At 59.6% G+C, this 15,594-nt stretch carries 11 protein-coding genes; all 11 read right to left on the bottom strand.

Features of this window, described 5'->3' with window-relative positions; translation table 11 throughout:
* Positions 1–4 precede the first annotated feature (4 nt).
* Genes tssM through tssE form a run of 11 tightly spaced genes read right to left on the bottom strand, consistent with a single transcriptional unit; the run spans position 5 to position 15,590 of the window.
* A complete protein-coding gene (tssM, locus tag WC1_RS15130; protein ID WP_016149978.1) occupies positions 5–3,535 on the bottom strand; it encodes a type VI secretion system membrane subunit TssM in 3,531 nt (1,176 codons plus the stop codon).
* Between the two features lie 20 nt (positions 3,536–3,555).
* Entirely contained in the window at positions 3,556–4,959 is a 1,404-nt protein-coding gene (tssA, locus tag WC1_RS15135) for a type VI secretion system protein TssA (RefSeq protein ID WP_016149977.1), read from the bottom strand.
* A gap of 5 nt (positions 4,960–4,964) precedes the next feature.
* Entirely contained in the window at positions 4,965–5,726 is a 762-nt protein-coding gene (vasI, locus tag WC1_RS15140; protein ID WP_016149976.1) for a type VI secretion system-associated protein VasI, read from the bottom strand.
* Complete coding sequence (tssH, locus tag WC1_RS15145; RefSeq protein WP_016149975.1) at positions 5,723–8,386, bottom strand: type VI secretion system ATPase TssH; 2,664 nt, start codon at positions 8,384–8,386, stop codon at positions 5,723–5,725. Before tssH ends, vasI begins: the two co-directional genes overlap by 4 nt.
* Before the next feature lie 9 nt (positions 8,387–8,395).
* A complete protein-coding gene (gene icmH, locus WC1_RS15150; protein WP_016149974.1) occupies positions 8,396–9,157 on the bottom strand; it encodes a type IVB secretion system protein IcmH/DotU in 762 nt (253 codons plus the stop codon).
* Between the two features lie 4 nt (positions 9,158–9,161).
* Complete coding sequence (gene tssK, locus WC1_RS15155) at positions 9,162–10,505, bottom strand: type VI secretion system baseplate subunit TssK (RefSeq protein WP_016149973.1); 1,344 nt, start codon at positions 10,503–10,505, stop codon at positions 9,162–9,164.
* A 2-nt stretch (positions 10,506–10,507) separates the two neighbouring features.
* Positions 10,508–11,038 carry a type VI secretion system lipoprotein TssJ gene (gene tssJ, locus WC1_RS15160; RefSeq protein WP_032947942.1) on the bottom strand — a complete coding sequence of 177 codons (531 nt, stop codon included), beginning with the start codon at positions 11,036–11,038 and terminating at the stop codon, positions 10,508–10,510.
* On the bottom strand, positions 11,038–12,312 hold the full coding sequence (tagH, locus tag WC1_RS15165; RefSeq protein ID WP_016149971.1) for a type VI secretion system-associated FHA domain protein TagH: 1,275 nt from the start codon (positions 12,310–12,312) through the stop codon (positions 11,038–11,040). Before tagH ends, tssJ begins: the two co-directional genes overlap by 1 nt.
* A gap of 16 nt (positions 12,313–12,328) precedes the next feature.
* Positions 12,329–13,363: a type VI secretion system baseplate subunit TssG gene (tssG, locus tag WC1_RS15170; RefSeq protein ID WP_016149970.1), complete on the bottom strand. Its 1,035-nt coding sequence runs from the start codon at positions 13,361–13,363 to the stop codon at positions 12,329–12,331.
* A complete protein-coding gene (gene tssF / locus WC1_RS15175) occupies positions 13,330–15,159 on the bottom strand; it encodes a type VI secretion system baseplate subunit TssF (protein WP_016149969.1) in 1,830 nt (609 codons plus the stop codon). Before tssF ends, tssG begins: the two co-directional genes overlap by 34 nt.
* Entirely contained in the window at positions 15,159–15,590 is a 432-nt protein-coding gene (gene tssE / locus WC1_RS15180) for a type VI secretion system baseplate subunit TssE (protein WP_016149968.1), read from the bottom strand. The genes tssF and tssE overlap by 1 nt, the downstream gene beginning before the upstream one ends.
* Positions 15,591–15,594: the final 4 nt, after the last annotated feature.

Raw genomic sequence — 15,594 nt, 5'->3', positions numbered from 1 at the left:
CTCCTCAGTACAGCGTATCCGGCAGGCGGAACTGGCTGAACAGCCCGCCGCTGAACGGGTTGTCTTCGGTATCGGTATGCACCCGGTACACCATCGCGCCGCCGTCCACGTTAAACCGCACAGTAAAGTTGCCATTCTGCACACCGGTTAACTGCCCTGCGCCAAACAGCCGGAACTGCGCCCACGGCCCGCCGAAGCTGATGCTGCGCGGTGCGCTGCCGCTGAGGCCAATCAGCGTCAGCTTGCTTTCATTGCCTTCGCGCATGTTGTTCGGCCACACCAGATGGGCGGTGTAGTTACGCCCCTGGCTGTAGTCCACTAACTGGCCGTCCAGGTTCAGCACGCTGCGCCGCTTGTTGCCGGAGAGCGACACGGTTTCCACCGCAAACTGCGTGCCCAGACCGTTCTGCCTGCTGAAAAAGATGTCGCGGATGTTCTGCGCCCGCTCCAGCTGTTGCAGCACGTCCTCGCGAATAACGACGGCATCGTCGCCGTTCACCTCCGCGCCGCCCTCAACAAACAGCTTCAGATTCTGCGCGTAGAACGTATCCAGCACGCCGCCGGGTTTAAAGAAGCGTTCAAATGCATCCAGCGACGCATCCTGCGGCGAACGCGGGTTAAACGGATACTTATCCGCCAGCTGCTCACTGAACGGTTTCACCACGCTGTCACGCCAGTCCACTTCCATGTAGTGGACGGCTTCCACCATCACCACATGCCAGGCCTGATCCGCCAGCTTACCCACCCAGCGGTTGAGCGGTGCGGGCAGCGTTTTCGCCATCTGCCGGGTGGCGAAAATCGGGTCGCTGCTGTTCTGGTCAAGCCGTAACTGCACGGCTTTCAGGGCCGATTTTCCCGGCGCGGGCGCATTCTGTATCGCCAGCAGGTAACGGTGCAACTCCGTCAGTTGCCGGTAAACGGCCTGCATCGTACTTTCCTTGTCTTTCTGCGCGTCCAGCGTACCGTTTTCCGGGGCAAATTCATGACCGAGGCGTGCCAGCAGCAAATAATCTGGCGCGCTTCGCGCTTCCTCACGCGCCTTATCATCCAGCTTGTCCGGCAGGACGATGGCATGCGTGTTATCGCGCAGCGCGGTTAATGCCCGCTGGAGCGGCTGGTCGCCGCTGATGATTTGCTCCAGCGCGCCGGTAAGTTCCGCAACGGATTCATAATCACGAACGTTGAGGTTATCCATCCCGGCGCGCCAGGTGGCGGTGTAGTCGCCGAAATACTGCTCGGTCAGCTGGCGCTGGATTTCCGCGCGGTCGGCGTCGCTGTATTTCACGCTGCGGGTCAGGTTCAGCACCCACGAATCCATCGCCGTCAGCGCCACCAGTTCGTCACGTTGCTTCACAAAATAGCTCTGTAGCCCGTGGCGGGTGAGAAGCTGTGGAACAACCAGTTTGTCGTCATCGCCGGAGATAAATACCTGATCAAAAGTCGGGCCGACCTGATCGCGCAGATTCAGGTCGGCGGGCAGAACGCCCTGCGCCCGCGTTTTCAGGCTCTGGTACACACGCTGGTAAACCGGCAGTTTGCTGAGTTCTTTCTGCGCATCAGTGACCGGTTTATCATACGGCGTCCAGCGGCTGATGGCCTCCCCTTCGCCAGCCTGGCGCTGCGCGTGCCAGTCGGTGTGTTGCAGCGCGTAGTCCAGATGCGCCATCAGTTGCGCCTGAATATCGCGCTTGCCGTGGAATCGCTCGCTCCAGCGTTTCGCCATATACTGCTTCACCACCTCATCGTTGCGCCCGCTTTTATCCTCCAGCATTCTGAGCACGCGCAGCACAGCCAGTTTCTGCTCACTGTTCTGCGGGGCAGTTGCCAGATCTTTTATCAGGCCGTTAGTGAGCGCCGGAAGATAACGCTGCTCCAGCAGTTGCAGATAGGTCTGCTCCACATACGGGCCGATGCGCCTGCCCTGGTATAAACCGAGGTCAGCCAGACGGCTACGGTCTCCCCAGTCGCCGTAGGCCAGGGTGGCGTCGCGTACCGGGTTCAGCAACGGGAGTTGCAGATTGCCGTCATAATCAATGCCCTGTGGCAGCGGAACGTCCATAAAGGTCCGGGCCTGCTCCAGCACCCTGACGCCTGCGTTCCAGTTGCTGTTGTAATAGTGGTGCCAGCCACCGGCCGCCAGCACGATCAATACCGCGCTTCCGGCGGTAAATACCATCATCCGGCGGCGGGCGTTGCCCAGCCAGACGCTGTTCTCCCCGGACAGGTTCGGTTCCGCCAGCAGTGTCTGTGGAAACAGGTTGCGCGTGAAATACGGCATGGTGTCCACCAGGGGCCAGGCGGTGAGCGGGCTGTTGCCCAGCCGGTACTGGCTGGCGGCGGACTGCATAAAAATATCGTCCACCTGCCCGCGCTGGAGGGAGGAAGTGAGATACACACCGCGCAGCATCACGTCCATATTCTCACCGTCCAGCAGGCTGTCGAGCAGCGCAGTCAGCATATCGTTGACCCCCAGCATCTGGCGGACAAAGCTGAACAGGGCGCTGCGATGGTGGCTCTGCGCCAGCATCAGATCCGGCAAAGCCTGGTTAAGCTGCTCTCCCCACGTCTGCCAGAAGGCGTTCAGTTCTGTACGCCAGCCATCGTTCTCATGGGCATGGCGGGTAAAGGTAACGCCGAGAATGGCGTCGCGGCCCGTTTTATCCAGTGAGGTAAACAGCGGAGAAAACCCGGCCAGCAGATCCAGTTTGGTCAGTACCACATAAACTGGCAGCTGGCAGTGAAGATGCTGACGCACGTCCTGTAAACGGCTGCGCAGGGTCTGCAACAACGCTTCGCGCTGGCGTTTACCGGCGGTCAGCAGATCGGGCAGATCCAGCGTCAGGATCAGACCATTCAGCGGCTGGCGGGCGCGTTTTTGTACCAGCCACTCCAGCCAGTGTCCCCACAGGCGGCGGTGCAGCGTATCCGCGTCCGGCTCTCCGCACAGCGCGCCGCTGGCGTCAAAAATCACCGCCTGTTTGCCGACGTGCGGCGTGATATACAGCCGCTGTTCGGTTCCGCGTACCGCCTCCGGCGTGTAAATAATGTCGGACGGAAACCCTTCGCGCAGCAGCGCGGTTTTACCGCTTCCGGCAGGGCCGATAACCATGTACCACGGCAGTTGCCACAGATAACGGCGACTGTCGAGATGACGCTGGAGACGCAGTAGCCAGCGGTCAAGGTAGCGTTGCTGGGCGTTCAGTTCGAGGCTTAACGGATCTTTCTCTTCCTCCCGCTGCTGTTTCTGCTGCCGTTCAAGCTGTTGCAGGCGCTTTATCACCCGGACGGTCAGCCATGCCAGGGTGAGTAGCACCCAGACGGCGGTCGCCAGCCAGCGGTGCGACAGCGGTTTCAGCCACGGCTCGTCATAAAATTGCCAGGCCGGGCCTTTCCACCAGATCCAGACCAGCAGCGCGACCCAGACCAGTGCCAGCAGCCATGCCGCAGAAATCTTAAACCGGGGCATGACCGGTCTGAACATGGAAGCCAGTCCGCTGAACAGACGGGGAACACGGGGGGTGGGTATTCTGAACACAAAACGCTCCTGTTTTTATCTCACTGTTCCGGCGTGAGTTTTTCTTCCAGTTGTTCCAGCAGGGACGGCTCCCAGTCGGACAGCATGGTATGCAGCCCCGTCTTAAACAGCATCCGGTAGTGCTGCTGCGCCAGCTGCGCCATACCGGACGCCTCCAGCAGTTGTGCCGTCAGATACTGACTGTAGAAGCGCGCGCGCTGATTGTGCTGCGGCTGCTGTTCCGCCAGCGCCAGCGCAGCTTCCAGCCCCTGCTCCCGGTAGCTTTGCCAGACCTGTTGCGTTAATTCATCTTCGTCCATCACAGAGCCTGCGGTCTTTGCGGGTTCATCCGCCAGCCACTGTCGGGTGGTATCGCCGATAAACGGCGAGCGGTCGTTAAAACGCAGCGCGGCAAGCGACGGCAGACGAGTCAGGAAGCGACGCACTTCATCACGGACAGCCTGCGCCACATCGCTGTAGCCCAGTTGCTGCGCAATCTGCGCGGAGAAGTAATGACCGTCCAGCCAGTACGGGGCCAGCAGCAGACTGTTTTCCACCTGCTGCCAGAGCGCCATATCGGCGCTGGCAAGCCGCGCCTGGTAGTCCGCCGCCATATCGGCGGAAACCGCCGCCAGCGGCGTGCGTCCGTCGCTTTCCGACTGTGGCGTGCTGGTGATGGTCTGCCACAGCGCATGGCGGCGCAGCCGGTAGCCCTGCGGCAAGTCCGGCTGCCGCTCGCAGAGAATGGCGGCAACTTTCAGCAGCGTGTCGCGCCAGGCTTTATCATCGTGGCTGTCGATATTCACCATCGGCGCGGGCGCTACGGTGGCTGTGGCTGGCATCACAGGAACCGCTGCCGGGGCACCTGTCGTTACCACTGGTTGTGATGCGGGAGTCGCTGGAGAACTGTCGCGAAACGCCCGCTGATACAGCGCGAATAAATCATCCGTCGCCGACGCCAGTTCCGGCATCGTGTTTTCCTGCCAGCACTGCGCCAGCTTTGCCTGCTCGCCCAACAGGGCATCCCGTTGCGCGGGCGTTGACGCCGAAGCAAATCCGGCAATCCCCGGTTCAAAGCGCTTCAGGATCTGGCTGGCGAAACGTCCCTTATTCGCCGCATTCTGCGGCCAGCCGGTGGTCCAGTAGTGCGTGACGTACTGCGTCAGCATTCTCAGCGCCAGCAGCGGATCGCCCGCATGTTGCAGTGTGCGCAGCAGGTGCGCGACCAGGCGAAAATCCTTGCTTTCTGAGGCCAGAAGTGTGAGCCCCTGACGCTGGATTTCCGGGATATCGAGCTGGCTGTGAGCCAGCGAGCCGAGCTTGACGATTTCGCCGTCAATATATTCCCACAGCGGGTTCTCATCGCTGAGTTTCGCGACCAGCTTCTCCTCCGGCAGCGTTTCCAGCAGATGAGACAGCCAGATATCCGGGTTCTGTATATCCATATTCGTTACTCCCCTGCCCAGTGGCAGGCGTCACGTAGCGGCGCGATGGTCTGCGCCAGTCCGTCAATGTTAAAGGTCAGTTTTCCGGCGGCGCTGCCTGTGCCGGTATCAATCGTCAGCGTTTTTGCGCCAAAAAGCGGTTTAATTTCGTCAATGCCGGACAATCCCCGGCTGGCTTCCAGCAGCATGCCGTTTTCCCGCACGAACCAGTGCGAACGAAACACGCCGCCTTCGGTCACCAGGCTGACCGGGATATCGTTTTCCGTCCGGGCATGGGTCAGCGCCACCTGCATCCGGGTGATATTGTCCACGCAGGAAAACATCAGCACCGGGCGCGGCGGCAGGCTGCCGATGGCGGGGGTGGTGATAATCACCGTCGGACGTTCGCCAGGGCGCTGAGTCAGCAGCAGCGCGGTGGAATTATCCGTGCGATGATTTTCCTGCTCCACAGCACGCGTCCAGGACTCTCCCTGATAACGCGCCTTCACCAGCGCGCTTTCAAAACCCTGCCCCTGTTCTGGCGTCAGCACATGGTCATAGCAGGCCAGCCGCTCCAGCGGAGCAGGCTCTTTCCGGCAGGCGGTCATGGCGTTTACCGTGGTCTGTGCATCCGCACCGGTGATGGCCCGAATGTCTGCCGCCGTCGCCGCCGCGGCCTCCAGAGCGATACCGGGAACAGCCTGTTCCGGCTGAACCGTGGCCTGTGCGGCGCCGGCAATCATCCCTGCCAGCAGCGCGATATACCGGAAAACGTACGCATGGCTCACAGGGCGGCATCCTCCGTTTCCTGCGCCGGTTCGTTATCGCTGACGGCCATCTCTTCTTCAATGTCGGCGGTAAACGCGCCGTCCGCCACGCCGAGGTTTATCTGTGTGATCACCGCGTTTGCTGCCATCTTCTGCAACAGCAGCAGGGACAGCGGCGGCAGCATCTCGCCGTCAATCACCGATTCCAGCATGCGCGCGCCGTTCTCGGCGCGGGTGACGCGCTGCATAATTTCGTCCGTCACCTCCGGCGCAATCACCACTTCCGCGTTAAAACGGGAGCGCAGCACATTGTCGAGGCGCGCCAGTTTCCCGGCAATAATAGTGGCGAGCGTGTCGCGTGACAGCGGCAGGTACGGCACCACTTCCATCCGCGCCAGCAGCGCCGGTTTGAAAAAGTCGGCCAGCACCGGGTACAGTTCTTCCTGCATGGTTTCCGGGTTGTCCACGTGTTCGACAATCACCTGATAACCCAAATTGGAGGTGAGGAAGAAGACGACATTTTTGCAGTCAATCACGCGGCCTTCGCCGTCGGCCATTTCCCCCTTATCAAACGCCTGGTAGAACAGGTTGAGCACGTCCGGATGGGCTTTTTCGACTTCATCCAGCAGTACCACGGAGTACGGTTTCTGGCGAATAGCCTCGGTCAGCACGCCGCCTTCGCCATAACCGACGTAACCCGGAGGCGAGCCAATCAGCCTTGAGACGGTATGTTTCTCCTGGAATTCCGACATATTGATGGTGGTGAGGTACTGACGCCCGCCATAAAGGAGTTCAGCCAGTTGCAGCACGGTTTCGGTTTTGCCCACACCGCTTGGACCCGCCAGCAGGAACGCGCCCAGCGGACGGCCCGGACGGCGCAGGTCGGCGCGTGCGGTCAGCAGGTGTTTATGCAGATGCTTAATTGCCAGTTCCTGACCCTTGATGGTATCGCCCAGCCACTGCGGCAGGTCGGTAATCACCGACATTTCATTCTGCGACAGACGGTTAAGCGGTACGCCGGTCCATTCAGCAATCACCGCAGCGATCTGTTTTTTATCGACATGCGGGGAAACCAGTAACTGCATGTTGTGCAGGGCATCAAGTTCGGCGGACAGCTGTGCCAGCCGTTCAGCAGGGGAAACCTCTGATTCTGCTTCGGGCATATCTGTTTCAGTTTCTTCCAGCAGCCCTTTACGCAGAGCAATAATCTCCTGCACCAGTGCCTGCTGCTGATGCCAGGCTTCGTCCAGCGCCTGAAGCTCCGCCTGCGTCGTTTCATACTGCGCGTGGATCTCATCCCGACAGGTGCTGTCCGTGCGCAGGCCGATACGGATTTCCCGTTCAAGCTGGCCGATCTCCGCCTCATACTGGCGGCACAAAGTCGTCAGTGCTGAAATCTGTTTCGGCGGCGACGAAAGATTGATTGCCACGCGCGCGCAGGCGGTGTCCAGTACGTCAATAGCTTTATCCGGCAACTGCCGCCCGGAAAGGTAGCGCTCGCTCAGCGCCGCTGCCGCCTGTAGCGCATCGTCGTCAATCAGCACGCCGTGCGCCTGTTCATACACCGCTGACAGACCGCGCAGAATAATGGTCGCTTCAGCGGCTGTCGGTTCACTCACCTTCACTAACTGGAAGCGGCGCGACAGCGCGGCGTCTTTCTCGAAGTATTTTTTGTACTCACTCCAGGTGGTGGCGGCAATAGTTTTCAGCTCGCCGCGCGCCAGTGCCGGTTTAAGCAGGTTAGAGATATCCAGCCCACCCTGCTGGTTGCCTGCGCCAATCAACGTGTGGGCTTCGTCGATAAACAAAATAACCGGCTTCGGTGACTGGATCACTTCCGCCATCAGCCCCTTAAAGCGCTTCTCAAATTCACCTTTGACCGACGCCCCCGCCTGCAATGCGCCTAAATCCAGCGTCATAATATCAGTATCGCGCAGCTTGTCCGGCACCTGGCCTGCGACGATGCGCAGCGCCAGTCCTTCGATCAGCGCGCTCTTGCCGACACCGGCTTCACCCACCACCACCGGATTGTTTTTACGGCGGCGACAGAGAATGTCGATCATCAGATCGATTTCGTTATCGCGGCACAGTACCGGATCGAGTTTGCCGTTGCGGGCGTCTTCGGTCATGTTTTTTGCGTAACGGCCCAGCAGACTGTCCTCTGAATACACCACCGCTGCGGATTTATCCTCGTCCTGCATCACCGACTCCGCCGACTCCCGCGTCCAGTCGGCAAAATCCTGGCGCAGCCGGTCGCGGTTAATGCCGGTCAGCAGGCGGGCGGCTGCGGGCTGGACATAACGATGTGCCGATTGCAACAGGACCAACAGCAGCGTGCCGCCGCGCAGTTCGCTCTGCTGCATCTCGGCGGATGCCAGCAGCCAGCCGTCGCGCAGCCACTCAACCAGCAGCGGTGAGAACACCGGGTAGCTGTCGGCGTGGCGCGTAGTGGCATAATGCTCCACGGTCAGCGCCTGCCCCAGTTCTTCTTTATCAATCTCCGCTTTCTCTGTAATCACGCGCAGATCGCTGCGCGGGATCGCCAGCATCTGCATCAGGACATGGCTGACGGTAATTTCGGTGGCCTGTAAACTCATACAGGCCGTGGCGGCCATTTCCAGCGCCTGGCGGGAAAACGGGTTCAGCCGTTTTACCAGCGTGGAAACATCAATCTGGATCATTCGGTGTCCTTACCTGGCAAGCAGCCGGTTTAACTGGTGAAGAATATCCTGGGTCTGGCCGTCCAGACGCAGCAGGTAAAACAGATAGAACGCCGCCAGCACGGCAACGCCGCCGAGCAGGATGTGCTTAACGGTAAGCCGTTTAATCAACTGGTAGCGTCCGCCCTGGGTTTTCTTGTTCTGATGTAATAAAGGAAAAGGCGCGTCGCCGCGCAGCTTATGCAGAACGTGATACAGACGGCGGTATATCTGCTCAAACTCGCCCTGATCCTGCGCTGCCACCTTGTAGCGCCCGCGAAAACCGAGTGAAAAACAGAGATACAGAAATTCCAGTAAATCCTGATAACGCGCGGGTTCGCGCATCAGGCGCTCCAGCAGAATAAAGACCTTCTCGCCGCCCCAGGCTTCGTTGTGGAAATGGACCAGCAGCGACTGTTTGATCCACTCGTTTTTGTTCGACCAGCCGTTACCCAGCGCCGCCTCGTCAATAAAGGTACAGAGGATGTAGCGAAACGAAACGATTACGCCGGGTTCATAACCCTGCTCCTGGAGCAACTGTTCCACCGCCTGCACGTCCGTCACTACCTGCGTGAACAGGTGCTCCGGCATAGCATTACCGCTCATCCCGGTCACGCGCATCACCATCCCCAGCAGCGGCGTGGCGGCGTCGATCATCGGGTTAAGGCTGTTGCCGCGAAGGCGCAGTTTATACTGGCGGCGGGTGGTTCCCTCATCGTGGTCATCCGGCGAAAGGATCGTCTGTCCACTCATAAAATCAGCCTCTTATCGCCCACAACTGCATATCCAGATCCGGGAAAGTACCGGAGATATGCATCGCCAGTGCGCCCGCTGTTACCACGTCCTGCCAGGCGGAGCCGCTTTTTTCCAGCTCGAAATAGACATAGCCATCGTGGTACGGCAACTGGCGAGGCGCGGCAGGCAACGCGCGCAGCGGGATACCCGGCACCTGAACACTGACCATATTGCGGATTTTGTCGGTGGCGGCGATTTTCGACTGCTGGGTGAACTGGAGGATCAGCTGCGCATGCGGCATCCTGGCGCGGACCGCCAGCACGAACACCCCGGACTGCAACAGTCCCGGATCGTTGACCGTCGCCAGATATACCCCTTCGGCAAAGATCAGCGGCAGGTTCTGCGCACGCGGTTGTAGAACGATATTGAGCGCCCGGCGCAGTTCGGGGATCACCGTTTTAAAGGACTGCGTTAGATCCCGGTGATCGTAGGGTTCGACCGAACACGGCAGGCGGCTGTTTTCGGTAAAGGTCATCAGCTCGCCCAGCAGGCGCACCAGATCCAGGTAGAATGTCTCCGGGTGCAGGGTATGTAGATGGGCGCGGTGAGTGAAGTGCATCTGGCTGCGGTTAAGCATCTGCAACATCATAAACTCAGCCACGTCGGCAATGCCGCTCTGCTCCGGCGAACCGATGCGTTTCGCCAGATCGGCAGCGCGTGTGGTGATCATGCCCTGCACGTCACCGACAAAACGGTTCAGTACCGGACTGACGCGCACCGTCTGGCAGGTGGGGATAAATTCCTCATCCAGTACCAGACCGCCGCCTGCCCGGAGACTGCGAATGCGGCACAGAGGCAGCACCACCATTGCACTGAGATCTTCCGCGCCGCTGACAATACGGAACACCAGCTGGCCGAGCGACAGCGGCTGGATGTCACCGTTTTCCGTATGCACATCGCAGACATCCATATAGCTCAGACGGTAACGTTCTGAACTCTGCCCGGCACGGCGCACGCCCTGAATTTCGCTGACATTATGACCACTCACCGGCAGCGCCAGATAAATGTCGTGGCTCTCCGGCGTCGTCAGTTCTCCCGGCTGAAACGGCAGCGGCAGCAAATCCTGGTCGGGAATGCGGAATACCGTGCCGTCCGGCAGACAGCCAGCAGCCTTGTCAATCATCACCCTGCCCTGCGCCAGCAGTTCGGTATTGAGCGACAGCTCGGTAAACCCCCAGGCAAAGTCCGCCTGCGCGTCCAGCCGTTCGTGCAGCAGATAATCGGTGTGGCGCTGCTGCTGCTGAAAATGTTGCGGCAGCGCAAACAGCCCCTCCTGCCAGAGCACGCGGTTATTGGTGGTTGCCATCGTCAGTTATCCTCGGTTTTCATTTCAATACTGTTCTGCCGGATATGCGCCAGCAGGCGATAGTGGTGACCGGCGCTCTCCACCGGTACGATTTGCTTCCAGACACCCGCCTGGTCGTCGGAGAAGTAGGCGACAATGCCGATAAACTGCGTTTTGCTGTCCAGCTTCATGTCAGGCAGCGTTTTGAGCGTATCGGGCAGCAGGGTAAAATCCTGATGGTCGATATAGTTTTTCCCCAGCGCCTCCGGCAACGGCGTGGACGCCACCAGGTCATAGTCCGCGCCCTCAAACTTTGAATCGTCGCTCAGATATACCAGTTGCACATCCACCGGTGCCGCCTCCCCCTCCGCGTTCATATTGGCGTCCGGTTCAGCCAGCAGCGTGAGCGTCACCGTGGAGGGCTGCTGCTTCAGGTCGCCCACCGGGATACCGGGATTGGCGATAACCTGGCCGATTTTCTTGCTCATCTCGCAGCCGCTCAACGCCCCGGCCATCGTCATAAGCAGCAGAACGAATGCAAACCTGCCTTTCATCATGCTTCCGGTTCCCGCTGCTTTTCACGCAGCACGCGGTCATAGACCTGGGCATACACCTCGTTAAACAGCATGGCGAAACCCTGCTGGCGGTCAGACGCCAGTTCGTCGTAATAATGGCGGTACATCTGCCAAGCTCCGGCATCGTCCAGCGCCCGGCGCAGTTCATGGCTGCGGCGGTACTGGACAAAGCGACGGAGCAGGCTTTGTGGCGAGAAGGCATCAAGCATCACCCGCAGCGCTTCGGCAATGGCGGCCCGGTTGGCTTCTTCATGATGGCGAACGTTGCGCAGGCTTTCGCGGATCGCCGCCGGAGCCGCCAGATGTACCGGACTTTTACCTTCGGCGAACATCACCTCCAGCGCTGTGGCATAGTCCAGATTCAGGCGCAGCGGGTTATCCTCCAGCGGACGCAGGTGCTTATCCGACAGGCTGTTCTGGCTGTGCTGTAAATCAAGCAGCCCCTGAATGGCCGCCTGTAACGCCCGTCCGGTCTCTTCCAGAAAGGCGTCCGCATACTGCGAGTTGCTGACGCTGAGCGAACTGCCCAGCCCGCGCAGCAGCGGCGTCACCGCCAGATGCCGTTGCGTCACCTCAGCCGGAGAAAGCGCCTCATCGCGCGGTTCGGCATACACCGGCGGCAGATCCATAAACGGCGAGTCGATCCCGCCACCGGCTTTCAGATCGGCCAGCGGCACGGTCGGCTGGCCGTAAGCGCCTGCCGCCGTGGTAAGGGTTTCACTTTGCAAAACCTGCAACGGATCGGTGGAGAAGGCGTTCGCCACGGTCGCCGTCAGCTGATGGCGGTGCGGCAGCCCCGGATAACCCGGCTGACCTTCGGTGGACATCAGCGCGTCCGTCAGGCTGTCGCGGTGGCTGACAATGCTTTCCGGCGCGGCCATCTGCTCGTCATAGCTGACGCGACGCCCTTCATGTAAAAAGGCTTTCAGCGCCAGCGCGCCAATACTGATTTCATCCCCCTGCCGCAGGCGCACCAGACCGGTATCCGTGCCTACCGGCGCGAGATTAATCATCACGCCGGGCATCAGGCTGCGCAGGCAGAATGCGCCGTCATGCAGCACTATCTGGCAGGCGCGACCGGCAACCGCGCCAGCCCTGTCCTGCACCGGCCAGTGGCACGCGGAAGCATGACCAATATCTCCCCCCTCAGCGGAAAAGAGGCATTTCGCGGCGCGTCCGCTTTCCAGTTCATTGCCGTTCATCACCTGCAACGTCAGCGATAACCCGGAAGACGGCGTTTTTTCCTCAGCCATTTGCGGCTCCATAAAATTAATCCCTGATGTGGAGAGTGATGGACGGCGGCGTTTTTGGCTCACCAATAAAGGCAGTGCGCCCGATGCAGGCGCGGCGACTGTCGCCCAGTTTCATGCCCTGCGCCTGCGCCGGGGCCAGATCGAGGCGTAAATCCCAGGCGAACTGGTCGCGCAGTAAAAAGGCGATAAACATCGTCAGCGCCGCATGGTGTTCTCCGCCAGGTAAAAATGACAGATAGCGGGACATGGACAGGCTGCCGATCCGCAGCAGGAATTTGCCGCTGCGGTCCGGTACGTGGGTACCAAGAGTAAAATTGACGCCGACGACCGAGCGTCCGGGAACATATCCGGCGGTTTTATTTTTCGGGTTACGCTCGCCCAGCCGGTTTTGCTCGCCAGGCTCAATCGCCACCCGGCGCAGTTGCCAGCTTTCAAGGGTGACGTCCGGTAAATCAAAGCAGTGGGAAACCAGGTCGCAGATCACCTCCGGCGCGCGTCCCGGCGCGGCCAATACGCCCGCATAGGCCAGCATCTTGCTGTGGTTGATGGCGAGCTTGTCGCGCAGACTCTGACTGCCCAGCCCAACCAGCGCATACATGCGCTGTGAAAAGCTGTCCGTGCCGCCGTTACGAAAGCAGATGTGATAGCGGTATTTTCGCCAGGCGTGGTACACAAACTGCGTCCAGCGATGGCTGAACAAATCGAGAAATTCTTTCAGCCCTTCTTCATTCTGTGCCGACTCCCGCGCCATCCGGTCCAGGTAGTAACCGGGCAGCGGCGACTGGCTGCCGGAAAAGCCGAGAAACCGGGTGGTCAGCGCAAACTGCCCGCGCTCGTCACGCATGAGCGAGGTCAGATCGCTGCCGGGGAATGCAATACTGGCATCGGATTTAAACAGCACCACCTCCTGTTCCGGCTCCGTGCGCAGCGAAGGTTCACTGCCCGGCTCACCGTAACGGCGGTACAGCGACTCCAGCAGGACATAAAAGCTGGTATCGCGAACATCCGCCGGAAAATCTACATCAGGGCGTGCTGGCCGTTGTTCTGCCATTCCCAGACCTCCTGACTTTCCGTGTTGATAATTTTCAGACGGTGAAACGAATTGATGCTGGCATAGAGCGCAAAGAAATGGGTCAGCACGCTGCCGAGCTGGTAGATTTCGCCTTCGCAGACAAACGGCGCGGGATTGATCCACAGCGTGGTGGACAGCCCTCTCACCGGTACGCCCTTAAACAGCCGGTCCACCGGCTTAGTTTCCAGCCTCTCGATGGCGTCCAGCTTCTGCTGCGACAGCCGGGCCTGCTGCGGATGCTGGATCCCAGGCAAATCGAAGGTGCGCAGGATTTGCACCAGCGCCTCCCGGTCCAGCAGCGAGAGGTAGTTCAGGTTCATACAGGAGATCAGCGACCACTGCATATCGCCGTCGGTGACCGGATAAAGTGGACGCGTCGGGCGGGTCACGTTGCTGAAACTGGCGACCGCCGGGTTTTTCCCTACCGCCACACAGATATCGCCGGTGTGCAGTTGCACGGGCAGCATCCGGTTGGTGCAGACCAGCGACACGCTCAGCGCCTCACCGCTCAGATGCGCAGGATCGGGCAGACGGCCGTCAGCATGCACAAACGCAATGCTGTGCTCCAGTCCGCGATGAAACAGCGAGGTTTTTGTCCGGTGATGCCAGTAGACCACTTCACGCTGCTGACTGTACTCCATCTGGTGGTTAAAGCTTTCAAACTCCGGCCAGAGACGTGACGAGCGGGTCACTCCGGCAACCTCACCAGAAGCGGAGACCTTGCTGGACACCGACTTCACGCGGAAAATATCGTAGGCATCCGGGTGCTGATGGCTGGCCCGCAGCGGATACTGCGGCGCGCTGCCGTCCGGCGCGATGGGTTCGGCCTGATGGACAAACAGATTCACCACCGGCGTACAGAACAGATGCAGCGATGATGCACGGAGCCTGATATCCACCGGCAACGGCTGATTAAAGTGCAGGCGTAGCGTAAATGCGCCGCCGTGGAAATCCTCCGGCAGCGGCGCGGCATCGCGCAGATGAAAAAAGAAAAAGCTCTCGGGATAACAGAAATATTCCTGAAGTACGCGATAGCCGTTGTGAACGTTTTTCGGCCACGGCAGTAACGCATCCTCGCGCTCAAATCCTGCGGCCTCAAGCCACAACTCCGGCAGGGGAATATGCTGTTCCCCGATAATCAGTTCAGCGTCCATCAGGCGCTCACTGAACCACAGGTAAAGCTGGTAGCGGGTATAGTCATCTTCATTACCCAGCCAGAAATTGATTTTATTCAGATCCAGCGCACGAGAAGACACACCATTTTCGGCAAAAAAAACAATATCAACGATGCCTTCTTCGAGGCTGCTGGCATTACGCACATCCCGTATCTGTAAAGGCTGTAACCAGATATCGCGCGCCAGCGTAAAATGACAGGGAGGCGGTGGTGTCCGGTCATCATCGCCCAGCACCTTCCGGCCTGATGAGGCGACACGAATAACACCTGAACTGACCAGTTCATCACGCAAAACCTGCACCGGCGCTTTGATATTACCTTCAGGCTGATACTTAATCACCGACATGGAAGGCACCGGGCGCAGATAGTTAGGCCATAACATGCGGATAATCCCGTGAGTGAACTCGGGAAACGCGTCCTCCAGCTTCTGCCGCACGCCGCCAGCCAGAAAGGCCGTCGCTTCCATCAGGCGCTCCACGTCAGGGTCGCCCTCTTTCTCGGCCAGAAAACGGGACAGATAGGGTTTATCCCGCGCCAGAAGCTTGCCCAGTTGTCGCAGGTAGTCCAGCTCTTCGCGGTAATAGCGTTCTTCAAAAGCCATCAGAGGTACTCCACCCGGTAGCGCTGGCGATTATCCAGCAGAATGTCAAACTCCAGAACGTCCCTGGCGTCGTGAAAACTCACCTGCGCCACAATATGAAAACGCAGTTCCAGCGGCGCATAGTTGTCGGGTGACGCCGCCGTCACCGTCACCCCGGTAATGCGGGGTTCATAGCGCCAGATGCAGTCGTGGATGCCCCTGGCAATCTCTTCCCTGAAATTACCGGAGGCTAATGCGTCGTCATTTAAATCAGCAATGCCCAGCTCCGGAGAGCCAGCACAACTGCCGGAGCGGGTATTGAGGATGTTATGCAGGTTTTCGCTGATGGAGTGCAGCAGACTGACGCCCGACTGGCGATAAAACCGGGGCATCGCCGCCTCGCCAATGCGGCCAAACAGGCTGCCCTCTTTCTCAATATCCCGCTTCATCATGACG

The sequence above is a fragment of the Citrobacter sp. KTE30 genome, assembly GCF_000398825.1.
Classification (GTDB): domain Bacteria; phylum Pseudomonadota; class Gammaproteobacteria; order Enterobacterales; family Enterobacteriaceae; genus Citrobacter; species Citrobacter freundii.
This window is presented reverse-complemented; position numbering and strand designations above follow the sequence as displayed.

Coding starts and splice junctions, on each gene's coding strand:
- tssA (WP_016149977.1), bottom strand. CDS start 4,959: ATGGATATACAGAACCCGGATATCTGGCTGTCTCATCTGCTGGAAACG.
- tssH (WP_016149975.1), bottom strand. CDS start 8,386: ATGATCCAGATTGATGTTTCCACGCTGGTAAAACGGCTGAACCCGTTT.
- icmH (WP_016149974.1), bottom strand. CDS start 9,157: ATGAGTGGACAGACGATCCTTTCGCCGGATGACCACGATGAGGGAACC.
- tssK (WP_016149973.1), bottom strand. CDS start 10,505: ATGGCAACCACCAATAACCGCGTGCTCTGGCAGGAGGGGCTGTTTGCG.
- tssJ (WP_032947942.1), bottom strand. CDS start 11,038: ATGAAAGGCAGGTTTGCATTCGTTCTGCTGCTTATGACGATGGCCGGG.
- tagH (WP_016149971.1), bottom strand. CDS start 12,312: ATGGCTGAGGAAAAAACGCCGTCTTCCGGGTTATCGCTGACGTTGCAG.
- tssG (WP_016149970.1), bottom strand. CDS start 13,363: ATGGCAGAACAACGGCCAGCACGCCCTGATGTAGATTTTCCGGCGGAT.
- tssF (WP_016149969.1), bottom strand. CDS start 15,159: ATGGCTTTTGAAGAACGCTATTACCGCGAAGAGCTGGACTACCTGCGA.
- tssE (WP_016149968.1), bottom strand. CDS start 15,590: ATGATGAAGCGGGATATTGAGAAAGAGGGCAGCCTGTTTGGCCGCATT.